We start from the raw sequence: 23,642 nt of genomic DNA on the forward strand, positions 1-23,642 counted from the left end.
TTTGGATACTTTTTGTTTTATAGGGGTAATAACATGAAAAAGTATGATTATATTAAAGATGTATTAAAAATAGATCCTTTTGAGATTATTAGTTTTGGTGAGGATAAATTTAAAATCGATTTAAAACTTCAAAAAAGATTAAAAGATTTACCAGATGGTAAACTTATTTTAGTTTCAGCAATTAATCCCACTTCTTCAGGTGAAGGAAAGACAACTGTTTCAATTGGTCTTGCTCAAGGGTTTAATAAAAATGGGGACAAAGTGATGCTTGCGTTACGTGAACCTTCAATGGGACCAGTCTTTGGTATGAAAGGGGGCGCTATTGGTGGTGGAGAATCATCACTTGAACCTGGGTGGGATATTAATCTACACTTTACAGGTGATTTACATGCAATTACTGCAGCTAATAACTTACTTTCAGCCATGATTGATAATCATATTTATTTTGGTAATCAATTAAAAATCAAAGAAGTATTTTGGCAAAGAGCACTGGATGTTAATGATAGAGCATTAAGAGAAGTTCAATTAAAAACCAGAACCGATGCATTCCAAATTACAGCTGCTAGTGAAGTCATGGCAATTTTAGCACTTGCCAAAGATTTCAAAGATTTGAAACAAAGACTCTCTGAGATTTTAGTAGGTATTAACGAAGAAGGTAAGAATGTCTATGTTAAAGATTTAGGTTGTGAGGATACATTAGCATTAATCTTAAGAGATGCCATTAAGCCTAATTTAGTATTTGCTAAAGAGATGGTTCCTGCATTTGTTCATGCTGGTCCATTTGCAAATATTGCACATGGTTGCAACAGTGTGATTGCCACAAGTATGGCATTAAAACTTGCTGATTTTGTCATCACGGAAGCAGGTTTTGGTGCTGATTTAGGGATGGAAAAATTCCTACACATTAAACAACCATTACTATCAACTAAGGTAGCAGTTGTTGTTATTGTAGCAACCATAAAAGCGTTAAAATTACATGGTGGTGTAAATGAATCAGAACTTGATCAAACAAATCTCTTAGCACTTGAAAAGGGCTTAGAGAACATCGAAAAGCACTTTGAAAACTTAAATATGTTAGGTATGCGAGGTGTTGTTGCATTAAATAAATTTGCAAGTGATGCACAAGAAGAATTATTATTCTTGGAAACTTGGGCTAAAAACAAAAACATCCCATTTGGATTATCAGAAGGATTTTCTAAAGGTGGTGAAGGCACTAAAGAATTAGCTAAGCTTGTTAAAGAAGAAGCATTAAAGGGTTCTAACTTTAAACCACTGTATGATTATAAAGATAAGATTACAGATAAGGTTAAAAAAATTGCAATCAATATGTATGGTGCAGATGATGTGGTATTTTCCAAGAAAGCACTACGTAAGATTGAACAATTTAAAGAATTAGAATTTCCAATTTGTATTGCAAAAACACCACTCTCTTTATCAGGGGACGCTAGTTTAAAAGGACGTCCTAGAAACTTTTTATTAGAAATCAGTGATATAAAAGTGTCATTTGGTGCTAAACTAATTGTGGCACTTACTAAAGGCATTAATACAATGCCTGGTCTAAATGAACATCCACGTGCACTTGATTTTAGAGTGGATGATGAAGGAGAGATTATCTCATGATTTTATTAAATGGTAGAGAAACTGCAGACAAATTAAATCTAATTTTAAAAGAGGCTGTATCTAAACTACCGACTAAACCTCAACTGGATATTATTTTGATTGGTAATGATCCAGCGTCAGAATCCTATGTTAAAGGTAAACTTAAAACAGGTGAATCACTAGGCATGGTTGTTAATATTCATAACCTAGATGAAACAGTTGAAGAAAAAGTTGTCTATGATTTAATTCAAAAATTAAACAAAAGTGATGAAACCAATGGTATTCTTCTGCAACTTCCGATTCCTAAACATTTAAATGCAGATCTATTAATGGAATCAATTGATTATAAAAAAGATGTAGATGGATTCCATACAATGAATCAAGGCTTACTCTTCCAAAAGAAAAAAGGCATTCGTCCTGCAACACCTCAAGGTATTATGATGTTACTTGATGCCTATCAGATTCCTATTGAAGGTATGCGTGCGGTTGTGATTGGGAGAAGTCAAATCGTTGGTGCACCGGTTGCTAAAATGTTGTTAGATAGAAATGCAACAGTCACCATTACACACTCAAAAACAAAGAATTTATCAGACATTACTAAACAAGCAGATATTTTGATTGCGGCAATTGGTAAAGCTAAATTCGTGACCAAAGATATGGTTAAAGAAGGTGCTGTAGTTATTGACGTAGGTATTAATAGAGTTGATGGTAAACTTGTAGGAGATGTAGATTTTGAAACAGTACAGCATGTAGCAGGTTACCTAACACCGGTTCCAAAAGGTGTTGGTCCTATGACAATCTGTGCACTTGCACATAACTTATATCATTTATACTTAGAACAAAAAGGAGAAACAAGATGAAGATTTTATTACGTATTTTAAAATGGTTTTTAATTTCAGTATTCTCAATCGTATTAATTATTAGTATTTTCAACTTCCTACCATTTACCATGTCAAAAGTAGACAAAGTGAATCGCTTTGTTAAAACTGAGAAGTATCCATTGATTATTCCTCACGGAGGTGCTAAAGAATTAGCACCAGAAAATACAGTTTATTCATATGACTATTTAGTTAATGATTTAAACGCCGGCGTATTAGAAATTGACCTTTCTTTAACAAAAGATAATATCTTAATTTCACAACATAACCTAGACTTAGAAATGAGTCCAGATTCAGACATGAATGGTGCGTTAGTTCGCAACTACACATATCAAGAAATTGTTACTGAAATTATTGAGGATGATTATTATTTAGCACGTGAGTTTAGATTACCAGAAGACTTAGGTGGTACAAAACCATTTGAAAGCTTACCTTCAGATCATGAAGACATTGTAAGAATGATTCCTGCTAAAATTGAAGATATCTTCGCAACAGTTGGTAATGATGTTTTATATATTCTAGAAATCAAAGATTCACCAGGCTCACAACACTATGATGATGAAATCCATGATTATGAACTTGCTGCTCAAACTTTAATTGATTTAGTTAGAGCATATGAATTAGAAGAATATGTAGTTTTAGCATCATTCGATGATGATGTTATTGATTATTTCAAAGCTAACATTCCAGAAGTATCAGTAAATGCAGGTACATCTGAAGTTACAATGTTTGCAGTATTTTCAGCATTCCATATCGATTTCTTTTGGAACGTTAAATCAGAAGTATTAATTTTACCTGAACCAGGTTCAATGACAATTGATAGTGCAGGTACTGTGGGACTATTAAACATGTTACCAGGTATCTTTAGAGATAATATTGCGACTAAAGATGGTGATGTCTATCGACCAAACTTCATGCACTCACAAATCATTAATGATGCACACAGACACAACATGGCAGTTTTATACTGGACAGTTGATGATCCTGATCAAATGAGATTACTAATTGAATTAGGTGCTGATGGTATTATTACTGACCGTCCTGACCTTTTAAAAGCAATCATTGATGAAATGATGGCTAACGATTAAAAATAAAAACATAGGCACTTGGGGAATTTCCAAGTGCCTATACCTTTCTGGAGGGTCAGATGAAACATCCTAAAATAACAGAAATGATTGAAAAGCTTCCTGCTTGGAAAGATGAAATTAAATTACTGCGTGAGATTGCGACACAACTTGATGTAAGCGAAGAAATCAAATGGAAGCAACCAACCTATGTAGTTAACGGAGAGAATGTTTTTATTTTAAGTGTATTTAAAACTTTTTGTACGGTTCATTTTTTTAACGGAGTGTTATTAAAAGATGAAGAAAAAGTTTTAACTTCACATGGAGATTATCAACAAGCATCCAGAATCATCAAATTTAAATCACTTGAAGAAGTTCAAAGACTTGAACCAATTGTTAGAAGTTATATGATCGAGGCAATCGAGAATGCTAAACAAGGAATTAAACCAGAAAAAGAAAAAATCATTAAAGTTGTTCCATATCCATCAGAGTTATTAGAAGTTTTCGAAGAAATGCCAAGATTTAAAGAAGCGTTCGATAATTTAACTCCAGGCAGAAGAAAAGCTTACCTTTTGTATTATAATGATGGTAAGCAAAGACAAACCAGAATAAATAGAATCCATAAATATATAGATAAGATTCTAGATGGAAAAGGTATGGCAGAATAGAAAAAGGTATTTATATGAAGAAAATGATTGTCTCTGATTATGACGGAACTTTTTACCGTAATGAAAAAGAATTAAAAGAAAATATTGAATTAATTAATGCGTATCGTGCGAATGGGAATTTGTTTGTTATTGCAACCGGCCGAGCTTATACTAGTTTTATGGCTGAATTAGAAAAGAACCCAGTGCCTTATGATTATTTAATTTTATCAGGTGGGATGGTTCTTGATAAAAATCATAATGTCTTATATTATGAGGAAATTTCTAAGGAAACAACAACTAATCTTAAAGCATTGATTGATAAATATTCAAAATTTATCACACATTTTAAATATGTTGGACTAAAAGATTCAGGTGAAAATATAATCTATCCATTAACTAAAATTGCGATGCGTTTTAGTGATCTTTTAAAGGGTTATGAGTTCTCTAATCAAGCACTTAATTTATATAAGGATATTAACTGTTATATTCTATCTGTACCATCTGGAAATTACGTTGAAATTATTTCATCTAAAACAAATAAAGGGGTTGCACTAAAGTATCTACAAGACCACTTGAAATTAGATGCTGATGTTATCTTTACAATTGGTGATTCATCTAATGATTATGAGATGATTGAACTTTATAATGGGTATGTCGTTGACACTGCACAACCTGATCTTAAGTCACATGGATTTAGAGTTTCATCCATCAAAGAACTAACACAAAAATAAAAATATCACCAACGCTGGTGATATTCTTATAAACGGCTCTATGAAAGTGTTTTATTAATACTCAACGATTTCCCAAGTTACATCTTTATGGTTTTTTAAAAGTTTAGATACTGGGCAGAATCTGTGTGTCATTTCAACGATGTCTTTAGCATCTTCACCATGAACATCACGGATTGCAATCTTAGCATGTAAATGGAATTCAAAACGAGTAACATCATCTAAGAATAAGTCAACTTTGACCTCAACTCGAGAAACTGGCTCAATGCCTTTTAGCTTTAAAACAGAGTGCAAGGTAGCACTTAAACAAGTAGCCCAAGAAGCACCAATTAATTGTTCAGGATTTGTGTGATTTGAATCAGCATTTTTCACACCATCCGTTGTGAAAGTATAACCACTATCGGCCTTAACAACACCGGTTAAACCATCTGTATTTGTGATAATTGTTTCATAAACGTGTTTCATTATCTACACCTCTTTTGGTTTATTATACTATCTTTAGATAGAAAAATTAAACTTTTAGTGTTACAATTATATTGCTGAAAAAGAAAATTAGGTGATTATATGAATATATGGCATGATATTAATCCTGATCGAATCAAGCCCGGACGCTTTATCGTCTGCGTAGAGATTTCAAAGGGGAGTAAGAAAAAGTACGAACTAGATAAACAAACGGGGATGATTATCTTAGATCGAGTATTATTTACATCGGCACACTATCCAGCTAATTATGGATTCATTCCATTAACGTATGCTGGTGATAATGACCCGCTAGATGTTCTAGTTTTATGTCAAGAAGACATTGAACCAATGTCACTTGTAGAGTGTTATCCAATTGGTGTTATTAAAATGATTGACAGTGATGAAGTTGATGAGAAGATTATTGCAATTCCATTTGGTGATCCATCATTAACCCAATACACTGATTTAAAGAGTTTACCACACCACTTACTATCTGAAATTACACATTTCTTCGAAGTGTATAAATCATTAGAAGGTAAGAAAACATATATCTTAGATGTTGAATCTAAGGAAGAAGCAGAAAAAGTAATCGAAGAAGCAATAGAAACTTATAAACAAAAATTTGGAAAGAAGTAATTTATTATGGGAAGAGCATTTGAAGTAAGAAAAGTCGCAATGGCAAAAACTGCCGCAGCAAAATCTAAAGTTTATTCAAAATATGGTAAGGAAATCTACATGGCCGCTAAATCCGGTACACCTGACCCAGATACGAATGCAACTTTAAGAAGAATCATTGAAAAGGCAAAGAAAGAACAAGTTACAGCAGATGTAATTAAACGTGCAATTGAAAAAGCGGCTGGAGGTAGTGATGAAAACTATACAGAAATCCGATATGAAGGATTTGGACCTGGTAATAGTTTATTCATCGTAGAATGCTTAACAGACAATACTAACAGATCATTATCTGATGTTAGAACTCAATTCAATAAAGCTTATGGCAAATTAGGCGTATCAGGTTCTGTTTTACACCAATTTGAACACCGCGCTGTTTTTGAAATTGAAAAAACCGAAGAAGAAATCTTAGAGTTCTTAATCGAAAACGATATTAACGTCATTGACGTTGAAGCAGAAGATGGCAAAGTAACATTATATGCAGAGCCAACTGACTATGCAGCTATTAAAGATGCATTAAAAGCTGCAAACATTGAAACAACTCAAGATACAATCATGTTTATTCCAATGACAGAGGTTGAAATAACAGATCCTGAAGATCTTGCAAAGTTCGAACGTTTAGTTGCGGGCTTAGAAGACCTAGACGACGTATCTAACGTATATCATAACGTAAAATAAAAGTGTTTTAATTAACACTTTTTCTTCATTAAAGGGGGAGCTTTATGCGAAGAAGTGCACACTATTGGTTCGTTTTTTCTTATACCTTATTTTTCACCATTTTGTTCATGGTGATGTTCTTTGTTATGAGTGACAATGATGCCAGAGATATGGTGCTAGTTATCATCTTTGCCAGTGCTTTAGTACTAATTATCCCTACCCTAATGATTTTAAGATATCCGCTTTATAAAGCCTTTAACCTTTATCATCAAGGAAGGTTCGAAGAATTATTAAAATACGGGGAAAAACATTTGGATTTAGTTTTAAATATCGACGTTCAAAATATGCATGTGCTGATTGCGGTTGCTTGTTTTACTTTATATGATGATGTTGGTTTTGTTTCCCATATGAAGCATGTGAAACATAAAAATATGCTCCCAACCAAGTATGCATTCTTATCCATTTATTATGGCGTTCATGGTCGTGAGCCTGAATGTTTAGATAATTATCTCCTGTTTAAAGAACACGCGAAGCATATTCATCCATATAGTGCTAGACTACGATTTTTAAAATTAATGAAAAATTTCCATTTAGTGATTACTGGTCAAGCCTCTCAAACCGCTTATGAAGACATTATGCTTGATAATAAGAATCCAAGAATCACCAAATTCATTCGTGAATTTATGCCTAAAAACAATTAAAAAGCCCCAAAATTTTACATGATTTATTGAAAGCGTTATCAATTATAGAATTGTTTGCAAATCAATATACAAGTCTTTAAAATGGAAGTGTCATAACGATCCTTCCATTTTTTTATGAAATAATATTTCTATTTATATTAAAATATAAAAAAATATTCAATGGTATAATTTAAGCATACGAGAAGATACGAGGTACTTACTATGCTTAAAAATTACGATCCATCTTTATTTGAAGCGATTGAAAAAGAAAGACAAAGACAAGAAGCCCATATTGAGTTGATTGCATCTGAAAACTTTGTTTCAGAAGCAGTATTAGAAGCTCAAGGATCTATTCTGACGAATAAATATGCAGAAGGTTATCCACATAATAGATATTATGGGGGCTGCGAGTTTGTAGACATCGTTGAAGAATTAGCGCAAGAAAGACTAAAGGCGCTTTTCAACGTCAAATACGTTAATGTTCAACCACACTCGGGTTCAAGTGCGAATGCAGCTGCATTAAATGCACTACTTAATCCAGGAGATAAAATCCTAGGCATGAGTCTAAATGCTGGTGGACACTTAACTCATGGATATAAACTTTCATTTTCAGGTAAGTATTACGATGCCCACGCTTATGGTGTATCAGAACAAAATGAAGAAATCGATTATGAAGAAGTGAAAAAAATAGCACTTGAAATACAGCCTAAATTAATTATTGCTGGCGCAAGTGCTTACTCAAAAGTGATTGATTTTGCTAAATTTAGAGAAATTGCTGATTTAGTTGGTGCTTATCTTATGGTTGATATGGCACATATTGCAGGATTAGTTGCTGCAGGGCTTCACCCTTCACCAATTCCTTATGCAGATATTGTTACATCGACTACCCACAAAACTTTAAGAGGTCCACGTGGGGGCATCATTATGACAAATAAAGAATCAGTCGCTAAAAAAGTTGATAAGGCAGTATTCCCAGGTGAACAAGGTGGACCTTTAATGCATGTGATTGCAGCAAAAGCCGTAGCCTTCAAAGAAGCATTAGAACCAGGGTTCAAATTATATCAACAACAAGTGATTAAAAACGCTAAAGCAATGTCAGATACCTTTAAATCATTAGGTTACAGAGTAATCTCAGGTGGTACTGAAAATCATTTAGTTTTAGTCGATATTAAATCCAAATTAGGTATTACTGGAAAACAAGCTGAGGAAGCTTTATATAAAGTAAATATCACAATTAATAAAAACTCAATTCCATTTGACCAAGAGAAACCAGCCTTTACCTCAGGTATCAGAGTTGGTTCACCAGCAATGACAACTAAAGGATTTAAAGAAGATGAGTTTAAACAAGTTGTCTTATGGATTCATGAAGTTTTAACTAATTTAGATCAAGAAGCAGTTTTAAACAAAGTTAAAAAAGAAGTTACTAGTCTAACGAAGAAATTCAACTAAAATTAAGAAGGAGTGATCAGTAATGATTACGAGAACAAGATTTATCCCAGAGGGGAAAAAAGTATTAAAAAAACTCCCTTTAGTTCATTATCTAGAGGCACCATATTTATACTATCCAATGACAAATCAACGTTGTCCTGAAGGTGAAACATGTGTTGTATTTGGACAGTTCGTTAAAGTTGGTGAAGTGATTGGAACAAGAAAAGGTGCTTTTTTTGAACAACCAATTCACGCAACAGTTTCTGGTGAAGTTGTTGGTCATGAAATGAAATATGACGCATCGGGCCAAAAAGTAAACTGCATGATTGTCAAAAATGATTTTAAATATGAAATTCATGAATCAGTTAAATCAAGAACTGATGAAGAAATCATGGCATTAACTAAAGCAGACTACGTTGAAATTGCTAAAAATGCTGGTTTAGTTGGTTTAGGTGGATCAGGGTTTCCAACCTACATTAAGTTAAATACTAAAGCTAAAATTGATATCGTACTTGCTAATGGAGTAGAGTGTGAACCTAAATTAATTTCTGACTATGAACTCATGATGAATTATCCAGATGAATTAATTAAAGGTTTAATTTATTCAATGAGAGCACTTGATGCTAAAACAGGGATTATTGCGGTTAAGAAAAAATATAATGAATTGGTTGAACGTATCAACTTCGCTTTAAACTCATATACAGAATATGATATTAAAGTTGTTCCAGTTGGTAATTACTACCCACAAGGTTGGGAATTAGAAGCAATCAAATCTGCAACGGGTATTGTAGTACCTCAAGGTAAACTTCCTGCAGATTATGGTGTTGTTCCATTTAACGTTTCAACACTTCAATCTCTATACCATGCCGTTAAGTTTGGTTTACCAGTACTTGAAAGATACTTCGTTTTATCAGGTGATGGTGTCGTTAATAAATCATTCAAAATTAGAATTGGTACACCAATTCAAAATTTAATCGAAAAAGCTGGCGGTTATGTTGATAACCATATTCCAAAAACATTAATTATTGGTGGACCAATGATGGGTACTAACTTAGTATCTGATGATATTATTGCAACCCATACATCAACATCATTAATTGTTCAAAATACAGTATATGATAATGAAGATCCATGTATCCATTGTGCATCATGTGTATATTCATGTCCTGTTCAAATTCAACCAGTTCAAATCATGAACGCGGTTAAAGCTAAAGATAAAGATTTCTTACAATCATTATCTGTCAATAAATGTATTGAATGTGGCTTATGTTCATTCGTATGTCCATCTAAGATTCACTTAACAGATTACATGCGTCAAGGTAAACGTATGTTAAGAGAAGGGAAGTAGTGCTTATGTATAGTAATATGACATTTTCAAAGAAAACATCACCATACATTCGTAAAGCTACTTCAACTAAACGAATGATGTTTGATGTGTTAATCGCATTAACACCAGTAACATTCTATTCAATTTATCGATTTGGCATAGATGCCTTAATTAGAATCTTATTATCAGTTATCGTTTTTGCATTAGTTGAGTTAGTATACTTTCTAGCAACAACTAAAGCTGAAGGACATGACTTACAAGAAAAATTAGTTAATAAATTTAAGAAGTATTCAATCAATAACTTCTCAGCACCAGCCGTATCTGGCTTAATTTACGCGATGTTATTACCTGATCAATTACATCTTTATGTAGTGATTATGGGGGCATTATTTGGTGCACTTGTTGGTAAGATGATCTTTGGCGGCTTAGGATTTAACGTATTTAACCCTGCTGCCATTGGTAGAGTATTTATTGCAGTTGCATTTACATCATTCTTCCAAGGCAGTTATGGTTTAGTTGATGCTGCTGCTGGAGCAACAGCTCTATCAACTAATTTCCCTAACGTCTTAAACTCATACTCAATTCTAGATTTACTAAGTGGTAACATCCCGGGTTCACTGGGTGAAGTAAATACACTAGCAATTCTAGCCGGCGCTATCTATTTATTTGTAAGAAAGAGTGCAGATATTAGACCTGCCTTATCAGCATTAGTTGTATTTACCGGATTAAGTTTAGTTGCAGGTATAATCCTATATCCAAACTTAGTTGTTGAATATGTGTTATACCAAGTCTTATCAGGTGGCTTAATCTTTGGTTTAGCCTTTATGATTACAGACCCAGCAACATCACCAATTACAAGACCTGGACGTTATATCTTTGGTTTAATTATTGGTACCTTAGTGTTTGCTATTAGACAATTTGGTAATCTACCAGAAGGTATGGCATTCGCGCTATTAATTGGTAACCTACTTGTTCCACTTTTAGATTATCCAACTTGGGCTAAAAACCCTATCAAATTAAAATTCATCCTAGGATATATCATTGCCTTTGTAGTGATTTTAGGTGGAACCTTCCTTATTTTAGGAGGCTATATTATATGAAATTAAAAAATCTTATTGTAGTATTCTCTGCATTTATTGTTAGCTTTGGTTTAATTTTTGCAACTTATGCAATTTTTAACCCAATTAAATTAGCAAGAGAAAAAGAAGAAGCATTAGCTCAAATTAAAGTATTAGTAGCAGATGCAACAGATTTTGAATCAAATAAATTAGAAACCATCGATGGTGTTGAAATTTTACTTTCAGCAAAACTTTACAAGGGTGAAGATCCACTTGGCTACGTATATGAAGCAAATTCTAAGAATGGTTTTGGTAACATCCGTGTGATGATTGCTGTTGGTCTTGATGAAAAAATCACCGATGTTAAGATGGTTGAATTAAACCAAACTATGTATCAATCAAAATCAGAAGCCTTATTAAATAATTATAAATTCCAAAAGTTATCACCAAATGTCTCATCTACTCAAGCAGGGGCAACATCTATTTCATTAAATACAATCATGGATATGATGAATGTAATTGGTGTGCATCATGAAGGTATTGTTAAATTTGATATTCCCAAACCTTATAAAGATTTCTTTGGTGATTATGAAATCAAATCAACTTCACAATCAACTATTTCTGGTGCGACTGTTAAAGTAGAAGAAATCGATGGAAAGGGCTTTGTATATACAGTTACTAAAGATGGACTATATCAAACAGATAATCTAACTAAGAAGTTCATAACCTTACAAGTAGCTGTTGATAATGATGGCAAGATCATTGGTGTATTATTACCAAATGAACTATATCTACATACTAAAGGCTACTATGCTAAAGCATTAGCTTATGCACAAAGTTTTGTTAATATCGACCTTAATGCTGTTCCAGATGCTTATTCTGGTGTTTCTAGTGATGATGGCGAACCAAACAACTCTAAGCTTTTAATCCATGAGTTATTCTTAATTGCTAAGGAGGCTAATGCATAATGAAAAGAGAAAACATTTTACTTGTCTTAGCATTTACATTAATGTTAGTTGTCTCAATTGCTTTAATGGGTATCCAATCAACATTACCAACAAGTGAAGTTGATAAAATGTTTGGTCAAAAGGTTTCAATTGTAAATGAAAAACCTGTAATTGATGCAAATATCATGTCTCAAGCAGATGTTCTTGATTTATTTGGCAACAAAATTGCTGACATCTACGTAACAAGAACTAACAATTCATACTTTTATTTAGAATTATATGTAGCAATTGATGCTAATGGTAAAGTTTACGCAATCGATAAAAAGGTTGAAACTTACGATTCAACATCAGCTTCATATTTCCCATTAGTACGTGAGTACTTATTAAAGAACTATGGTGGCTTATACTTTGAAAACGTACAATTCGTTGATGGTGCTGCCGGTGCTTCAACAATTGAAGTATCTCGTTCTGCAATCAAAAATATTATTTCTCACGTTATTACATTCCATATTGGTGAACCAGTTGACTATATTAAGGATATGTTTGGTGGCGATTATTTAGTACAATCAACAGAAACCATTTCTGGTATTAAAGTAACTACAGTTTTATTTGGTGGTGAAACTTATAAAGTTTATGAACATACTAAAGAAGGTTCATACTTTGACCGCCAAACAACCCATATGGCGACTGTGACAGTTGTTATTGCGTTAGATGATGCAAAAGTAATTAGATATGGTATCTTACCAGATGAACTTTATAACCATACACACGGTAGATTCATTACCGCATCTAAAGAATTCTTAACTACTTTTATTGGTTTAAATATTAATGCATCACTTCCAGAATCTACAACTGGCCCAACTGAGAATTCAAAAGGTACTCAATACTTAATTAGACAAATAATTGATGAGATTAAGGAGGTTGCATGATGAATAAAAAGTTAATTAGAGATCTTAGTATTTTATCGATCCTTCCTTTAATCTATGTTGCAAACAGTTTAGAAAAAGGTATTTTACTTGGTGCAATCTTACTTATTGTAAGTATGGCACTTAAGGGTGTATCAATCCTTTCGGATAAGTTCTTAGAAAGAAGAATCTCAACTTACGTTAAATTAATGTTAGGTGCAGCTTTAATTTTAGTTATTCAAGTTGTCTTGTCTGCATACTTTACATTAGATCAATTATTCTCACTTTATTTATCACTTATCTTATTTAATGTGAATGTAATGTATAAAGAAGAAGAAACGCTAAATGTCGTTGAGCATTTAATCTCAAATGTGGCTGCAGTAGTTTTAATTATTGTAATAGCATTTTTCCGTGAATTTTTAGGTACTGGTGCAATCTCATTTAAAACAATTGCAAACTTCAGTACAGTAATTTTTGAATCACAATATGCAATTGGATTCTTAACAAATGCATCAGGTGGTTTCATCTTAGCAGGGTTCACCTTTGGTATCCTTAATGCAATTCCTTTAGAAAGAGAGGAAAAAGCTGATGTTATTTAGTATGTTATCAAGTATTTTAGCTGCAGCAATCCTATCTAATGTATTAACTCAAGGGATTGGATTAGAATTACTAGCTGAAAACCAATTTAGAGTAAAACCAGTCGTAAAAAATGCAACTTTAATTGCAATTGCTTCACTTGTGATCTTTGTTATTGACTATTTTGTATACAGTTTTGTCTTATTACCATTAGGACTAGAAATCTTTAATTTATTAATTTTAGTCGTCTTAATGATTGTAGTTAACGAATTATATCGTATTTTAGTTGCAAAACTAAAGTTTGATTTACCAAAGAGTGATACATTAATGTTACATTCTGCAATTTTACTTGTAGGATTACTTGGTTTAAACAGCCAATACTTCGAATTAGCATTTATCACAACATTAGGATCATTATTAGGATTTATTGGTATTTCAATTCTACTAACTATGAATGTTTCAAGAATGCGCGTTTCACCGATGTTAAAATCATTTAAAGGGTTACCAATTCTGTTAATTTTATTAGGCTTAATTGCTTTAGTATTATCAGGATTAGGTGGCATATTCTAAAAAAGGAATTTTATGAAGAAAATATATCTCGTGTTAACATCCATCTTAATCGCGATTTCTTTACTTGCATGTGTACCAACAAAGAATCCTGCAAACAATAAAGAACGTGTCAATATTTTGGTATCAACAATGCATACTTATATTTCAGGTCATGTTTATGTTGAAAAAGAATTAAAGGATGAAGTTGTTCAAGGTATTGAAGATATTTTTGATCTCTACAATGACTTAACAGATAACTTTGTTCAACAAGGGGATGTAAAGGGTATATATTATATTAACCAACAAGCAGAACTTTCAGAAGTGGAAGCGACTGTTGAAATCGAAAAAGAACTTTATGATTTATTACAATTAGGTCTTGATGTTATGGAAGAAACCAACGGTTACTTTGACATGACAATCGGTAAAATTGTACAGGTTTGGAAAGACTTAATCGATGAAATTAAACAGGATGAAATTGTCTCGGAGGAAAGATTAAATCAAGTCTACCAAGCAGTAGATGCGATCGTATTACCAGAAGACCCAATTCATTTGTTTGAATCAGAGGGTAAATATTTTGTAACCTTAAAACACGGAGCCTCACTTGATTTAGGCGCAATAGCTAAAGGCTATGCTGTCCAAAGAGTGGTCGAATATATAGAATCAAAAGGCATAGAGTCTTACCTTATTTCAGGGGGATCATCATCAATTGTTTATGGAAAAAATAATCCAAGAACAGCAAATGGTGATTATGTCATTGAACTTGTTAACCCATTAAATCCAGTCATGTTTGGTGGTTATGCCGAATATGACGGACAAAATAAATCGATTACTACCTCAGGTAGTTATGAACAATACGTTGAAGATGCACAAGGAAATTGGTATCACCATATCATTTCTCCTAAAACAAGACGTCCAGCTAATTACTACTATACATTGACCATTATTGGTCAAGATGCAGGACTTCTTGATGCATACTCAACAGCACTATTTTGTATGGAAAGTAGCGCAGTTTTAGACTTCTTAAAGGATAAGGGTATTGAGGCTTCAAGCTTCAATCTTGACAGTACAGTAACTACTTACTTTATGGGCTCAGGATATAGACCTAAGTAATTATGAAAAGAAAAGACTTTATCATTATTGGCACATTGTTAATCGTTTTTAGTTTGATTTTCGTCTGGGTGACTTTTTTCGGCACGTCTGAAGGAAAATTAGCTAAAGTGTATCAAGGTAGTCAAGTGGTGATTGAAGTCGATTTTGAAACTAAACAAATCAAAACATTTAAACAAAAAGATTATGAAGATTACCCTAAATTAACCACTCCAGTTGAAGGAGAAGGTGGCGATGTAGCCTATATTATTATGGGTTCATATGAAATAAATGGGATACGAACAGAGGCCTTCATTGAAATTGACTGGGATACAAATAGTATCCGAATCGAACGTGATTCAACACCAAAACAAATTGGTGTCACACGCGGTTGGTATAATGGTCAAGGGTTACCAGTTGTATCTTTACCTAACCAAATTTTTATTAGGTTTGAGGAGTTAATCGACACAGGATTGGATGGCACAGTATGAAAAACACCAGAGAAATAACCATTCTATCTATGTTGCTTGCGATTGCAATTGTACTTAATGTGATAGAGATGCAAATTAATATCATTCCAGTACCAGGAGCAAAAATTGGTTTTGCTAATATCGTCACTGTGATCGTGCTTTACATGTATGGATTTAGAAAAGCTAGTCTTGTTACCTTGTTACGGGTATTAATTGTTGCACTCTTATATCGTTCATTTACCTTAACCTTTTGGATGGGTTTTGGCGGGGCAGTATCATCTATTCTTGTTATGGGAGTTTTGAAACATTGGTTTAAGATTCACACTATTACAGTCTCAGTTCTTGGTGCAATTACGCATACAATTGGACAGGTAGTAGTTGGTATGATATTACTAGAAACAGAGCTTTTGATTCTATATTTACCACTAATGTTATTAATCTCTGTCCCAGCAGGTATCTTAACCGGTATTATCGCAGACAGATTCTTGAAATCCTTTAGCCATGTAGCTAAGGTCAAATCTTATTAATTAAGTGAAAAATTTTAAAAAGAAACAACTTGAATTTTATCATTGCATAATGTTATATCAGATGATATAATGAAATGGCGTAAAACTTACTATGAGGTTTAACCCTTATGGCGGAAGGAGAAAACACATGAGAAAAGATATTCATCCAAAAACTAGATTAGTTATCTTCGAAGATGCTCAAACTAAGAGACAGTTTTTAATTGAATCATCAATCAACACAAAAGACCAAGCAGTTTATGAAAAAGATGGTAAGACATATCCAGTCGTTCGCTTAGAAGTGACTTCAGATACTCACCCATTCTATACTGGTGAACAAACATTCATCGCTCAAGCTGGTCAAGTTGACAAGTTCAATAAGCGTTTAGAAAAATCTAAAAAATAAACAATAAGCGAGATAATTATCTCGCTTTTTGATATAATGACTTCGAAAGTGGGGGAAAGACATGTATCATACATATAAAAATGGTTTTATTGAAGTTGTATGTGGACCGATGTTTGCAGGTAAAACTGAAGAACTTATTCGTCGTGCAAGACGTCTTCGCTATGCAAAACAAAACTTTCAGGTATTTAAACCCATTATCGATAATCGTTATTCATCAAAAGCTGAAATTGTTAGTCATAACCTACTTACAGAAGAAGCAATTTTAATCGAAAAAGCATCAGATATTTTAGAAAAAATAGATCCTAGAGCAGATGCAATCATCATTGATGAGGCACAGTTCTTAGATAAAGAAATTGTAAAAATTGCAGATCAACTTGCAGACTCTGGACTTCGTGTCATTATCGGTGGACTTGATCGTGATTTTAGAGGGGAACCTTTCGGACCAATGGGAGACTTACTTGCGATTGCTGAGTTTGTCACTAAACTGACTGCAATTTGTGTAAAAGAAGGAACACCAGCAACAAGAACCCAAAGAATTATCGATGGACGTCCAGCATCATACGATGACCCAATCATTGTTGTTGGTGCGAGCGAAGCTTATGAACCAAGAAGCCGACATGCTCATGAAGTACCCAATAAAAAGTAATCATGGAAAAACATACATATTTCATGAAAGAAGCCTTAAAAGAGGCAAAAAAAGCGTATAATAAAGATGAAGTCCCAGTTGGGTCTGTGGTGGTTTATGAAGATAAAATCATCGCAAGAGCCCACAATTTACGTGAAAGCAAACAAGACTTCACAAGCCATGCTGAACTTCATGCAATGCTAAAAGCAAGTAAGAAAATCGGCAGTTGGCGACTTGAAAAATGCAGCGTTTATGTTACACTAGAACCATGCAGTATGTGTGCTGGTGCTATGATCCAAGCCCGTATAGAAAAACTCTATTACGGTGCAAAAGATCCTAAAGCTGGTGCAGTTGAAAGTGTTCTAAAATTGCTTGATAATCGCTTTAACCACCAAATTGAGTATGTGGGTGGAATCTTAGAAGAAGAAGCTAGCAATTTACTAAAAACTTTCTTTAAAAACTTAAGAGAAACCAAATAGAACATCTCTATAGGGTATTCTCATTCAACACTAAGGGATGAACCTGGTCAGGTCTTGATTGAAGCAGCCATAAGTTACCTGGTGTGTGGGTGAGGATACCCTATGGAGATGTTTTACTTGAAAATTATATCTCATGATATAATTAAAAATAGACTATAAAACTACTTTCGGAGGAAAAAAGATATGAAAATGTTACCAAAAGAATACGATAAAGCGGTCGGAGAACCTTTTAGAGTCGAAGACTATCGTGGTGCTAAATTAGAAATGTATTACTTAGACGATCGTGCAGATTATTCAAAATTTGCAAGCCGTGGTCGTTTCTCAGTATGGACTTCTAATGGTGTTGATTATCGTCTATTTGTCGATAAAGGATATTACACAGCAGTATCAGATTTATACCAAAATGAAATTAACACAATCTGGTTAGATTTCACAAATTCTATTTATGCTGAACAAAAGAGATTATCAAATAAATATATGCTAATTTCATTTGTTATGCTATTTGTTTTACTAGGTATTTCACTTGCAGCTCAAACTTGGTTCTCTGATGCTCAAGACACTGTTTTCTTAGTTTCAATCGTGGCATTATTTGTTGGACTATTTGGTTCATCATCATTACAACAAAAGAAATTACGTGCTTTAGTTGATGTTGAAAACAAGAAAGCTACAGATTTAATTCGTGAAGCAATTGGTGAAGATGCATTCCAACAAATCTTAACAAACCAAGAAACTTATTATCAACAATATTTCCAACCAGCAGCTGATGAAACTGATACAGAAGAAATCGAAGTTGAAGCATTAGATCAAGAAGCAACAGAAGAAATTCAAGCTGAATTAGAAAACAAAGATGGAGAAAACAATGAATAAAGATTTATTAGCAATTAATACCCTACGTATGTTAGGTGTTGATGCCATTAATCGCGCAAATAGCGGCCACCCTGGTATTGTAATAGGGGCAGCACCAATGGCTCATACATTGTTTACAAAACATATTAATATTTATCCCAAGGTTTCTAATTGGATTAACCGCGATAGATTTGTTCTATCAGCAGGACATGGTTCAATGTTACTTTACGGTTTAAACCATTTATCAGGTTATAAATTATCAATTGAAGATATCAAATCATTTAGAGATTACCCAGGATTAACACCTGGTCATCCTGAATATGGTCATACAGACGGTGTTGAAACGACATCTGGTCCACTAGGACAAGGTATTTCAAATGCAGTAGGTATGGTGCTTGCTGAAAAACACTTAGCAGCAAGATTTAATAAAGAAGGATTTAACATTGTTGACCACTATACATACGTATTATGTGGAGACGGTGACCTTCAAGAAGGGGTTGCATTAGAGGCAATCTCACTTGCTGGTCATTTAGGATTAGGTAAATTAATTGTATTATTTGATTCAAATGATATTCAATTAGATGGACCAACTAAATGGGCAGTCACAGAAGATGTTAAAAAGAAATTTGAAGCTCAAAACTGGCATTACTTAAAAGTAAATGATGGTGATGACATCGCAGCAGTTAATCGTGCGATTGCTAAAGCTAAACAAGTTCTAGATAAACCGACCATTATTGAAGTTAAGACAATTATAGGTAAAGGAACTAGAATTGCAGGAACCCATAAAGTTCACGGTGCAGCAATTGGTGAAGAAGAACGTGAATACTTTGCTAACTACTTAGGTTATACATATAAACCATTTGAAGTTGCACCTGAAGTATATTCACTATATAAATCAAAAGTATTTAACCGTGGTAAGAAAGCCTATAAAGCATGGGAAGCAATGTTTGCAAGCTATAAAAATGAATACCCAGAACTTGCAAGTCAATTTGAATCATTCCTAAAAGGCGAAGTTAAAGTTAATTTTGATCAATTAGTCTTTGAACCAGGTAGTAAAGATGCAACCCGTAATATGATGGGTAAAGCATTAGATTTACTTTCAAAAGAAAACCTTAATATCATCGGTGGGTCTGCGGACCTTACATCATCAACTAAGGCTAAGGGAGCGGATGGTAACTTCCAACGCGATAACCTATTAGGTAGAAATATTAGTTATGGTGTTAGAGAACACGCGATGGGTTCAATTACAAATGGTATTAATCTACATGGTGGATTAAAAGCATTCTCTGGTGCATTCTTTGTCTTCTCAGACTATATGAAACCACCAGTACGCTTAGCGGCGATGATGCATCTACCTTCAGTTTTCGTGTTCTCACACGATTCGGTTGCTGTTGGTGAAGATGGTCCAACCCATGAACCAATTGAACAATTAATCGGTCTAAGAACAATTCCTAATTTAAATGTGATTAGACCAGCAGACGGAAATGAAACAAAAGCAGCGGTAGAGATTGCATTTACTGCAACTAAAACACCAACTGCAATTATTACAACCCGTCAAAATGTAACTAACCTTGCAACAACTTCAAAAGAAGGTGTTTTAAAGGGTGGTTATATCGTTGATAAAGAAGAAAAGAGATTAGATGGTATCTTACTTGCTGCAGGGTCTGAAGTATCACTTGCAGTTGAGGCTAAGAAACTATTAAAGGAACAAGGTTTTGATGTCCGTGTTGTCTCAATGCCCTCACACTTTAACTTCTTAAATCAACCTCAAAAATATCAAGATTCAATTTTACCTAAAAATGTTAAAACATTAGCGGTAGAAATGGGATCAAGTTATTCTTGGTTTAGATTTACCCCATACGTTTATGGTATTGACACATTTGGAGTTTCTGCCTCTGTCAATAAAGTATTAGAAGTCTTTGGCTTCACAAAAGAAAAAGTAGCAGAAAAGTTTGTAGAGATTATAAAGAAATAAGGTAGTCGCATGATTTATGATGGCATCATCGTCGGCGCAGGACATGCAGGCGTAGAAGCTGCACTTGCAATGGCAAGAATGAAGTTAAATACACTTTTAATTACAGGCAACATTGAAAAAGTTGCCACTTTGCCTTGCAATCCATCCATTGGTGGACCTGCAAAAGGTATTGTTGTAAGAGAAATTGACGCATTAGGCGGTGAAATGGGGCGTGCCGCAGACTTAGGTCAAATCCAAATGAAGATGTTAAATTCTTCAAAAGGACCAGCCGTACGTGCGTTACGCGCGCAAATTGATAAATTAGAGTATCCAAAAATCATGAGAAAAGCGTTAGAATCTCAAGAGAATTTAACCATTCTTCAAGGTTTTGTCGATCGTCTAATTGTAGAAGATAAAGAAGCCAAAGGGGTTATCTTAGAAAACGGAGAACAAGTTTTTGGTAAGACTGTAGTTATTACAACCGGTACTTATCTTGCTTCTCAAATCTTAATTGGTCATGAGAAAACACCAAGTGGTCCGCATGGAGAAAAAACAACTTATGGTATTTCTGGTCAATTAAAAGAATTAGGGTTCCAAGTAATCAGATTAAAAACTGGAACACCACCTAGAATTGCGAAAGACTCAATTGACTATAGTGTTGCGACCCCACAACCAGGAGATACAAAACTCCAAACATTCTCTTATGATTCACCAATCACTGAATTAGGCTATCAAGAAGACTGTTATTTAATTCATACAACACTAGAAACCAAGGACATTATCTTTAATAACCTAGGTGAAAGTGCGATGTATGGTGGTGTTGTTGAAGGGGTCGGTCCAAGATATTGTCCTTCAATCGAAGACAAGTTTGTAAGATTCCAAGATAAAGATCGCCATCAAATATTCCTAGAGCCCGAAAGTTTATCACTTGATGAAATTTATGTCCAAGGTTTTTCAACATCGATGCCAAGACATATTCAAGAAAAGATGATCAAATCTTTACCTGGTATGCAAAATGCAAGAATTGTTAAATATGCATACGCAATTGAATATGATGCGATTAACCCAAATCAATTATTTAGATCACTTGAAACTAAAGTTATTAAAAACTTATTCTGTGCTGGTCAAATTAATGGTACATCTGGCTATGAAGAAGCGGCTTGCCAAGGTTTAATGGCAGGTATTAATGCTGGTTTGAAGGTGCAAGGTAAAGAACCACTTGTCTTAAAACGTAATGAAGCATATATTGGTGTATTAATTGATGATTTAATTACTAAAGGCACCTATGAACCATATCGTTTATTAACATCACGCGCTGAACATAGACTCTTACTACGTCATGACAATGCAGATTTACGTCTTCGTGACTATGGTTATCAAATTGGTTTAGTCGATGAAGTGCGTTATCAAAAATTCCAAAATAAAAAAGAAACAATTGCTCGTTTAATCCAAAAAGCAAAATCATTAAGAATTAATCCGACAGAAGAAAATCTTTCTTATTTAGCATCACAGAACTCTGCACCAATTTATGAAGGGGTTTATGTATATGATTTACTTAAACGTCCAGAACTTGGTTTAGAAACCTTAAAATACTTCCTACAAGAAAATGAATCAGATGATATTTATGAACAAGTAGATATTCATATCAAATATCAAGGATATATTGAAAAAGCAGAACGTGAAGCAGAAAAAGTATCTAGATTTGAAACTAGACATATTCCAGTTGATATCAACTATGAAGAAGTTAAAAACATTTCAAAAGAAGCTAGAGAAAAGCTAAATAAAGTACGTCCAGAAACACTAGGACAAGCAACCCGTATTTTAGGCGTTAATCCTTCTGATATTTCGGTTCTTATGATTTATTTAGAGAATCGCTATGCACAATAATTACTTAGAACAAATTCCGCAAACGAAGGTTGATAAGTTATCCTTACAATCTTCGTTTGAGAAATATAAAGAAATATTAATTGAATATAATAAACATACAAATCTAACAAGAATAGTAGATGAAGATGAAGTGTATATCAAACACTTTCTTGACTCTACTTTAATTGGCAATTTAATTGACTTTAATAGTATTGAATCTATATGTGATATGGGTAGTGGTGCCGGGTTTCCTGGTGTACCGTTATTATTGATCTATCCACACTTAAAATTAACGATTGTTGAGAGTCAAATAAAACGTGTTGAATTTTTAAAGAAGCTACGTGAAACTTTAAATATTGATTTTGAAATTGTTCACGAAAGAGCAGAAGTCTTTGCACACAAAAACATTAAAAGGTTTGATATTGTGACAGCACGCGCACTAGGCGAACTGTCAATGATTTTAGAGTTTGGTGTACCGATGCTTAAAGTTGATGGATATTTCATTGCACCTAAGGGTTCAAAATATGAAGAAGAAATCAACATAGCGAAAAAAGCAATGGAAACTTTAAAGGTTGAAATTAAGAAAATTGACACATTTTCCTTACCGCTTGAAAATGGGTTTAGAGCAAATATTTTATTGCAAAAAAAATCCCACATTTCAGGCTACCCAAGACCGTATGCTAAGATGCTAAAAAAACCATTATAGGATGATTGTATGAATGAGAATTTTGAAGTTGGTCAATTAATAAAAACTAAGAAGCCTCATGTCTGTGGATCAAAAGAATGGGAAATAACAAGAGTTGGTGCAGACATTAAATTGAAGTGCACTGGCTGTGGCAGAGAGATTATTTTGATGCGTTTTGAGCTAAATAAGCGCATTATTAGATAAAATCCTTGCAAATACGACTTATTTTTGTTATCTATATATATGTATATATAATGCACTTTCACTAATTTTTAAATTAAATAAAAAAAGTGACAAAAAGTGGTTGCATTTTTAATTGTCTTACGATAGAATAATTAAGCATGCAATGTGCGGGGAGGTAGCGAAGAGGCTAAACGCGGCAGACTGTAAATCTGTTCCCTCAGGGTTCGGCAGTTCGAATCTGTCCCTCCCCACCATTTCTATTATTAAAATAATAAGTCAAATTAATTTTGTTAAAAATATAGTTGACACTGTTATGACCTAGTGATAGAATAAGTAAGCGCACTAAACTAGTGCATGTGAAA

Annotated in this window: 27 protein-coding genes, 1 tRNA gene and 1 other RNA gene; 28 read left to right on the plus strand and 1 reads right to left on the minus strand. The window is 33.6% G+C overall.

The window, feature by feature from the left end; genetic code table 11:
* The first annotated feature begins 33 nt into the window (after positions 1 to 33).
* From PG914_RS04765 to PG914_RS04785, 5 genes are read left to right on the plus strand one after another with little or no spacing between them, the layout of a single operon-like run.
* Entirely contained in the window at positions 34 to 1,620 is a 1,587-nt protein-coding gene (locus PG914_RS04765) for a formate--tetrahydrofolate ligase (protein ID WP_488822568.1), read from the plus strand.
* Entirely contained in the window at positions 1,617 to 2,459 is an 843-nt protein-coding gene (locus PG914_RS04770; protein ID WP_488822569.1) for a bifunctional 5,10-methylenetetrahydrofolate dehydrogenase/5,10-methenyltetrahydrofolate cyclohydrolase, read from the plus strand. The genes PG914_RS04765 and PG914_RS04770 overlap by 4 nt, the downstream gene beginning before the upstream one ends.
* Entirely contained in the window at positions 2,456 to 3,565 is a 1,110-nt protein-coding gene (locus PG914_RS04775; protein WP_488822570.1) for a glycerophosphodiester phosphodiesterase family protein, read from the plus strand. The genes PG914_RS04770 and PG914_RS04775 overlap by 4 nt, the downstream gene beginning before the upstream one ends.
* Positions 3,566 to 3,624: 59 nt before the next feature.
* Positions 3,625 to 4,209: a YdeI/OmpD-associated family protein gene (locus PG914_RS04780; RefSeq protein ID WP_488822571.1), complete on the plus strand. Its 585-nt coding sequence runs from the start codon at positions 3,625 to 3,627 to the stop codon at positions 4,207 to 4,209.
* A 14-nt stretch (positions 4,210 to 4,223) separates the two neighbouring features.
* Positions 4,224 to 4,919, plus strand: coding sequence for an HAD family hydrolase (locus tag PG914_RS04785; protein WP_488822572.1), 696 nt, complete (start codon positions 4,224 to 4,226; stop codon positions 4,917 to 4,919).
* 54 nt (positions 4,920 to 4,973) lie between these two features.
* On the opposite strand, the gene PG914_RS04790 is transcribed toward PG914_RS04785, so the two are convergent.
* On the minus strand, positions 4,974 to 5,381 hold the full coding sequence (locus tag PG914_RS04790; protein WP_488822573.1) for an OsmC family protein: 408 nt from the start codon (positions 5,379 to 5,381) through the stop codon (positions 4,974 to 4,976).
* Positions 5,382 to 5,480: 99 nt separating this feature from the next.
* On the opposite strand from PG914_RS04790, the gene PG914_RS04795 reads away from it, so the two are divergent.
* The 23 genes from PG914_RS04795 (at position 5,481) to PG914_RS04905 (ending at position 23,534) form a co-directional block, all read left to right on the plus strand.
* Positions 5,481 to 6,014 carry an inorganic diphosphatase gene (locus PG914_RS04795; RefSeq protein ID WP_488822574.1) on the plus strand — a complete coding sequence of 178 codons (534 nt, stop codon included), beginning with the start codon at positions 5,481 to 5,483 and terminating at the stop codon, positions 6,012 to 6,014.
* 6 nt (positions 6,015 to 6,020) lie between these two features.
* Positions 6,021 to 6,728 carry a YebC/PmpR family DNA-binding transcriptional regulator gene (locus tag PG914_RS04800; RefSeq protein WP_488822575.1) on the plus strand — a complete coding sequence of 236 codons (708 nt, stop codon included), beginning with the start codon at positions 6,021 to 6,023 and terminating at the stop codon, positions 6,726 to 6,728.
* 44 nt (positions 6,729 to 6,772) lie between these two features.
* Positions 6,773 to 7,408 carry a DUF805 domain-containing protein gene (locus PG914_RS04805; protein WP_488822576.1) on the plus strand — a complete coding sequence of 212 codons (636 nt, stop codon included), beginning with the start codon at positions 6,773 to 6,775 and terminating at the stop codon, positions 7,406 to 7,408.
* Between the two features lie 201 nt (positions 7,409 to 7,609).
* Positions 7,610 to 8,836: a serine hydroxymethyltransferase gene (gene glyA / locus PG914_RS04810; protein ID WP_488822577.1), complete on the plus strand. Its 1,227-nt coding sequence runs from the start codon at positions 7,610 to 7,612 to the stop codon at positions 8,834 to 8,836.
* Between the two features lie 22 nt (positions 8,837 to 8,858).
* Positions 8,859 to 10,163, plus strand: a complete 1,305-nt coding sequence (locus PG914_RS04815) for an RnfC family protein (RefSeq protein WP_488822578.1) — start codon at positions 8,859 to 8,861, stop codon at positions 10,161 to 10,163.
* A 5-nt stretch (positions 10,164 to 10,168) separates the two neighbouring features.
* Positions 10,169 to 11,242, plus strand: a complete 1,074-nt coding sequence (locus PG914_RS04820) for an RnfABCDGE type electron transport complex subunit D (protein ID WP_488822579.1) — start codon at positions 10,169 to 10,171, stop codon at positions 11,240 to 11,242.
* Complete coding sequence (locus tag PG914_RS04825) at positions 11,239 to 12,168, plus strand: hypothetical protein (RefSeq protein WP_488822580.1); 930 nt, start codon at positions 11,239 to 11,241, stop codon at positions 12,166 to 12,168. The genes PG914_RS04820 and PG914_RS04825 overlap by 4 nt, the downstream gene beginning before the upstream one ends.
* Complete coding sequence (locus PG914_RS04830) at positions 12,168 to 13,076, plus strand: hypothetical protein (protein WP_488822581.1); 909 nt, start codon at positions 12,168 to 12,170, stop codon at positions 13,074 to 13,076. The genes PG914_RS04825 and PG914_RS04830 overlap by 1 nt, the downstream gene beginning before the upstream one ends.
* The gene (locus PG914_RS04835; protein ID WP_488822582.1) at positions 13,076 to 13,651 is read left to right on the plus strand and encodes an Rnf-Nqr domain containing protein; all 576 of its coding nucleotides are present in this window, start codon (positions 13,076 to 13,078) and stop codon (positions 13,649 to 13,651) included. The genes PG914_RS04830 and PG914_RS04835 overlap by 1 nt, the downstream gene beginning before the upstream one ends.
* Positions 13,641 to 14,198, plus strand: coding sequence for a hypothetical protein (locus tag PG914_RS04840; RefSeq protein WP_488822583.1), 558 nt, complete (start codon positions 13,641 to 13,643; stop codon positions 14,196 to 14,198). Before PG914_RS04835 ends, PG914_RS04840 begins: the two co-directional genes overlap by 11 nt.
* A gap of 12 nt (positions 14,199 to 14,210) precedes the next feature.
* Positions 14,211 to 15,287 (plus strand): FAD:protein FMN transferase, encoded by a 1,077-nt coding sequence (locus tag PG914_RS04845; RefSeq protein WP_488822584.1) that lies wholly within the window; start codon positions 14,211 to 14,213, stop codon positions 15,285 to 15,287.
* A gap of 2 nt (positions 15,288 to 15,289) precedes the next feature.
* Positions 15,290 to 15,754 carry a hypothetical protein gene (locus tag PG914_RS04850; RefSeq protein WP_488822585.1) on the plus strand — a complete coding sequence of 155 codons (465 nt, stop codon included), beginning with the start codon at positions 15,290 to 15,292 and terminating at the stop codon, positions 15,752 to 15,754.
* Positions 15,751 to 16,260 (plus strand): Gx transporter family protein, encoded by a 510-nt coding sequence (locus PG914_RS04855; RefSeq protein ID WP_488822586.1) that lies wholly within the window; start codon positions 15,751 to 15,753, stop codon positions 16,258 to 16,260. Before PG914_RS04850 ends, PG914_RS04855 begins: the two co-directional genes overlap by 4 nt.
* A gap of 127 nt (positions 16,261 to 16,387) precedes the next feature.
* Positions 16,388 to 16,642 carry a type B 50S ribosomal protein L31 gene (locus PG914_RS04860; RefSeq protein WP_488822587.1) on the plus strand — a complete coding sequence of 85 codons (255 nt, stop codon included), beginning with the start codon at positions 16,388 to 16,390 and terminating at the stop codon, positions 16,640 to 16,642.
* A gap of 61 nt (positions 16,643 to 16,703) precedes the next feature.
* Positions 16,704 to 17,288: a thymidine kinase gene (locus PG914_RS04865; protein ID WP_488822588.1), complete on the plus strand. Its 585-nt coding sequence runs from the start codon at positions 16,704 to 16,706 to the stop codon at positions 17,286 to 17,288.
* A 2-nt stretch (positions 17,289 to 17,290) separates the two neighbouring features.
* Positions 17,291 to 17,746: a tRNA adenosine(34) deaminase TadA gene (gene tadA / locus PG914_RS04870; protein WP_488822589.1), complete on the plus strand. Its 456-nt coding sequence runs from the start codon at positions 17,291 to 17,293 to the stop codon at positions 17,744 to 17,746.
* An 11-nt stretch (positions 17,747 to 17,757) separates the two neighbouring features.
* Positions 17,758 to 17,851: signal recognition particle sRNA small type (gene ffs / locus PG914_RS04875), an RNA gene on the plus strand.
* Between the two features lie 78 nt (positions 17,852 to 17,929).
* Positions 17,930 to 18,613 (plus strand): DUF2304 domain-containing protein, encoded by a 684-nt coding sequence (locus PG914_RS04880; RefSeq protein WP_488822590.1) that lies wholly within the window; start codon positions 17,930 to 17,932, stop codon positions 18,611 to 18,613.
* Complete coding sequence (gene tkt, locus PG914_RS04885) at positions 18,606 to 20,567, plus strand: transketolase (RefSeq protein ID WP_488822591.1); 1,962 nt, start codon at positions 18,606 to 18,608, stop codon at positions 20,565 to 20,567. Before PG914_RS04880 ends, tkt begins: the two co-directional genes overlap by 8 nt.
* Before the next feature lie 9 nt (positions 20,568 to 20,576).
* Entirely contained in the window at positions 20,577 to 22,433 is a 1,857-nt protein-coding gene (gene mnmG / locus PG914_RS04890) for a tRNA uridine-5-carboxymethylaminomethyl(34) synthesis enzyme MnmG (RefSeq protein ID WP_488822592.1), read from the plus strand.
* Positions 22,423 to 23,118 (plus strand): 16S rRNA (guanine(527)-N(7))-methyltransferase RsmG, encoded by a 696-nt coding sequence (gene rsmG / locus PG914_RS04895; RefSeq protein ID WP_488822593.1) that lies wholly within the window; start codon positions 22,423 to 22,425, stop codon positions 23,116 to 23,118. The genes mnmG and rsmG overlap by 11 nt, the downstream gene beginning before the upstream one ends.
* A 9-nt stretch (positions 23,119 to 23,127) precedes the next feature.
* Entirely contained in the window at positions 23,128 to 23,301 is a 174-nt protein-coding gene (locus PG914_RS04900) for a DUF951 domain-containing protein (protein WP_488822594.1), read from the plus strand.
* Positions 23,302 to 23,449: 148 nt separating this feature from the next.
* Positions 23,450 to 23,534 (plus strand) — tRNA-Tyr (locus PG914_RS04905).
* The last annotated feature ends 108 nt before the right edge of the window (positions 23,535 to 23,642 follow it).

It is taken from the genome of Acholeplasma sp. ORD1043, from assembly GCF_057808485.1.

What these genes read in the sequence shown, in the direction of transcription:
- PG914_RS04765 (WP_488822568.1), top strand. Translation starts at nt 34, where the DNA reads ATGAAAAAGTATGATTATATTAAAGATGTATTAAAAATAGATCCTTTT.
- PG914_RS04770 (WP_488822569.1), top strand. Translation starts at nt 1,617, where the DNA reads ATGATTTTATTAAATGGTAGAGAAACTGCAGACAAATTAAATCTAATT.
- PG914_RS04775 (WP_488822570.1), top strand. Translation starts at nt 2,456, where the DNA reads ATGAAGATTTTATTACGTATTTTAAAATGGTTTTTAATTTCAGTATTC.
- PG914_RS04780 (WP_488822571.1), top strand. Translation starts at nt 3,625, where the DNA reads ATGAAACATCCTAAAATAACAGAAATGATTGAAAAGCTTCCTGCTTGG.
- PG914_RS04785 (WP_488822572.1), top strand. Translation starts at nt 4,224, where the DNA reads ATGAAGAAAATGATTGTCTCTGATTATGACGGAACTTTTTACCGTAAT.
- PG914_RS04790 (WP_488822573.1), bottom strand. Translation starts at nt 5,381, where the DNA reads ATGAAACACGTTTATGAAACAATTATCACAAATACAGATGGTTTAACC.
- PG914_RS04795 (WP_488822574.1), top strand. Translation starts at nt 5,481, where the DNA reads ATGAATATATGGCATGATATTAATCCTGATCGAATCAAGCCCGGACGC.
- PG914_RS04800 (WP_488822575.1), top strand. Translation starts at nt 6,021, where the DNA reads ATGGGAAGAGCATTTGAAGTAAGAAAAGTCGCAATGGCAAAAACTGCC.
- PG914_RS04805 (WP_488822576.1), top strand. Translation starts at nt 6,773, where the DNA reads ATGCGAAGAAGTGCACACTATTGGTTCGTTTTTTCTTATACCTTATTT.
- glyA (WP_488822577.1), top strand. Translation starts at nt 7,610, where the DNA reads ATGCTTAAAAATTACGATCCATCTTTATTTGAAGCGATTGAAAAAGAA.
- PG914_RS04815 (WP_488822578.1), top strand. Translation starts at nt 8,859, where the DNA reads ATGATTACGAGAACAAGATTTATCCCAGAGGGGAAAAAAGTATTAAAA.
- PG914_RS04820 (WP_488822579.1), top strand. Translation starts at nt 10,169, where the DNA reads ATGTATAGTAATATGACATTTTCAAAGAAAACATCACCATACATTCGT.
- PG914_RS04825 (WP_488822580.1), top strand. Translation starts at nt 11,239, where the DNA reads ATGAAATTAAAAAATCTTATTGTAGTATTCTCTGCATTTATTGTTAGC.
- PG914_RS04830 (WP_488822581.1), top strand. Translation starts at nt 12,168, where the DNA reads ATGAAAAGAGAAAACATTTTACTTGTCTTAGCATTTACATTAATGTTA.
- PG914_RS04835 (WP_488822582.1), top strand. Translation starts at nt 13,076, where the DNA reads ATGAATAAAAAGTTAATTAGAGATCTTAGTATTTTATCGATCCTTCCT.
- PG914_RS04840 (WP_488822583.1), top strand. Translation starts at nt 13,641, where the DNA reads ATGTTATTTAGTATGTTATCAAGTATTTTAGCTGCAGCAATCCTATCT.
- PG914_RS04845 (WP_488822584.1), top strand. Translation starts at nt 14,211, where the DNA reads ATGAAGAAAATATATCTCGTGTTAACATCCATCTTAATCGCGATTTCT.
- PG914_RS04850 (WP_488822585.1), top strand. Translation starts at nt 15,290, where the DNA reads ATGAAAAGAAAAGACTTTATCATTATTGGCACATTGTTAATCGTTTTT.
- PG914_RS04855 (WP_488822586.1), top strand. Translation starts at nt 15,751, where the DNA reads ATGAAAAACACCAGAGAAATAACCATTCTATCTATGTTGCTTGCGATT.
- PG914_RS04860 (WP_488822587.1), top strand. Translation starts at nt 16,388, where the DNA reads ATGAGAAAAGATATTCATCCAAAAACTAGATTAGTTATCTTCGAAGAT.
- PG914_RS04865 (WP_488822588.1), top strand. Translation starts at nt 16,704, where the DNA reads ATGTATCATACATATAAAAATGGTTTTATTGAAGTTGTATGTGGACCG.
- tadA (WP_488822589.1), top strand. Translation starts at nt 17,291, where the DNA reads ATGGAAAAACATACATATTTCATGAAAGAAGCCTTAAAAGAGGCAAAA.
- PG914_RS04880 (WP_488822590.1), top strand. Translation starts at nt 17,930, where the DNA reads ATGAAAATGTTACCAAAAGAATACGATAAAGCGGTCGGAGAACCTTTT.
- tkt (WP_488822591.1), top strand. Translation starts at nt 18,606, where the DNA reads ATGAATAAAGATTTATTAGCAATTAATACCCTACGTATGTTAGGTGTT.
- mnmG (WP_488822592.1), top strand. Translation starts at nt 20,577, where the DNA reads ATGATTTATGATGGCATCATCGTCGGCGCAGGACATGCAGGCGTAGAA.
- rsmG (WP_488822593.1), top strand. Translation starts at nt 22,423, where the DNA reads ATGCACAATAATTACTTAGAACAAATTCCGCAAACGAAGGTTGATAAG.
- PG914_RS04900 (WP_488822594.1), top strand. Translation starts at nt 23,128, where the DNA reads ATGAATGAGAATTTTGAAGTTGGTCAATTAATAAAAACTAAGAAGCCT.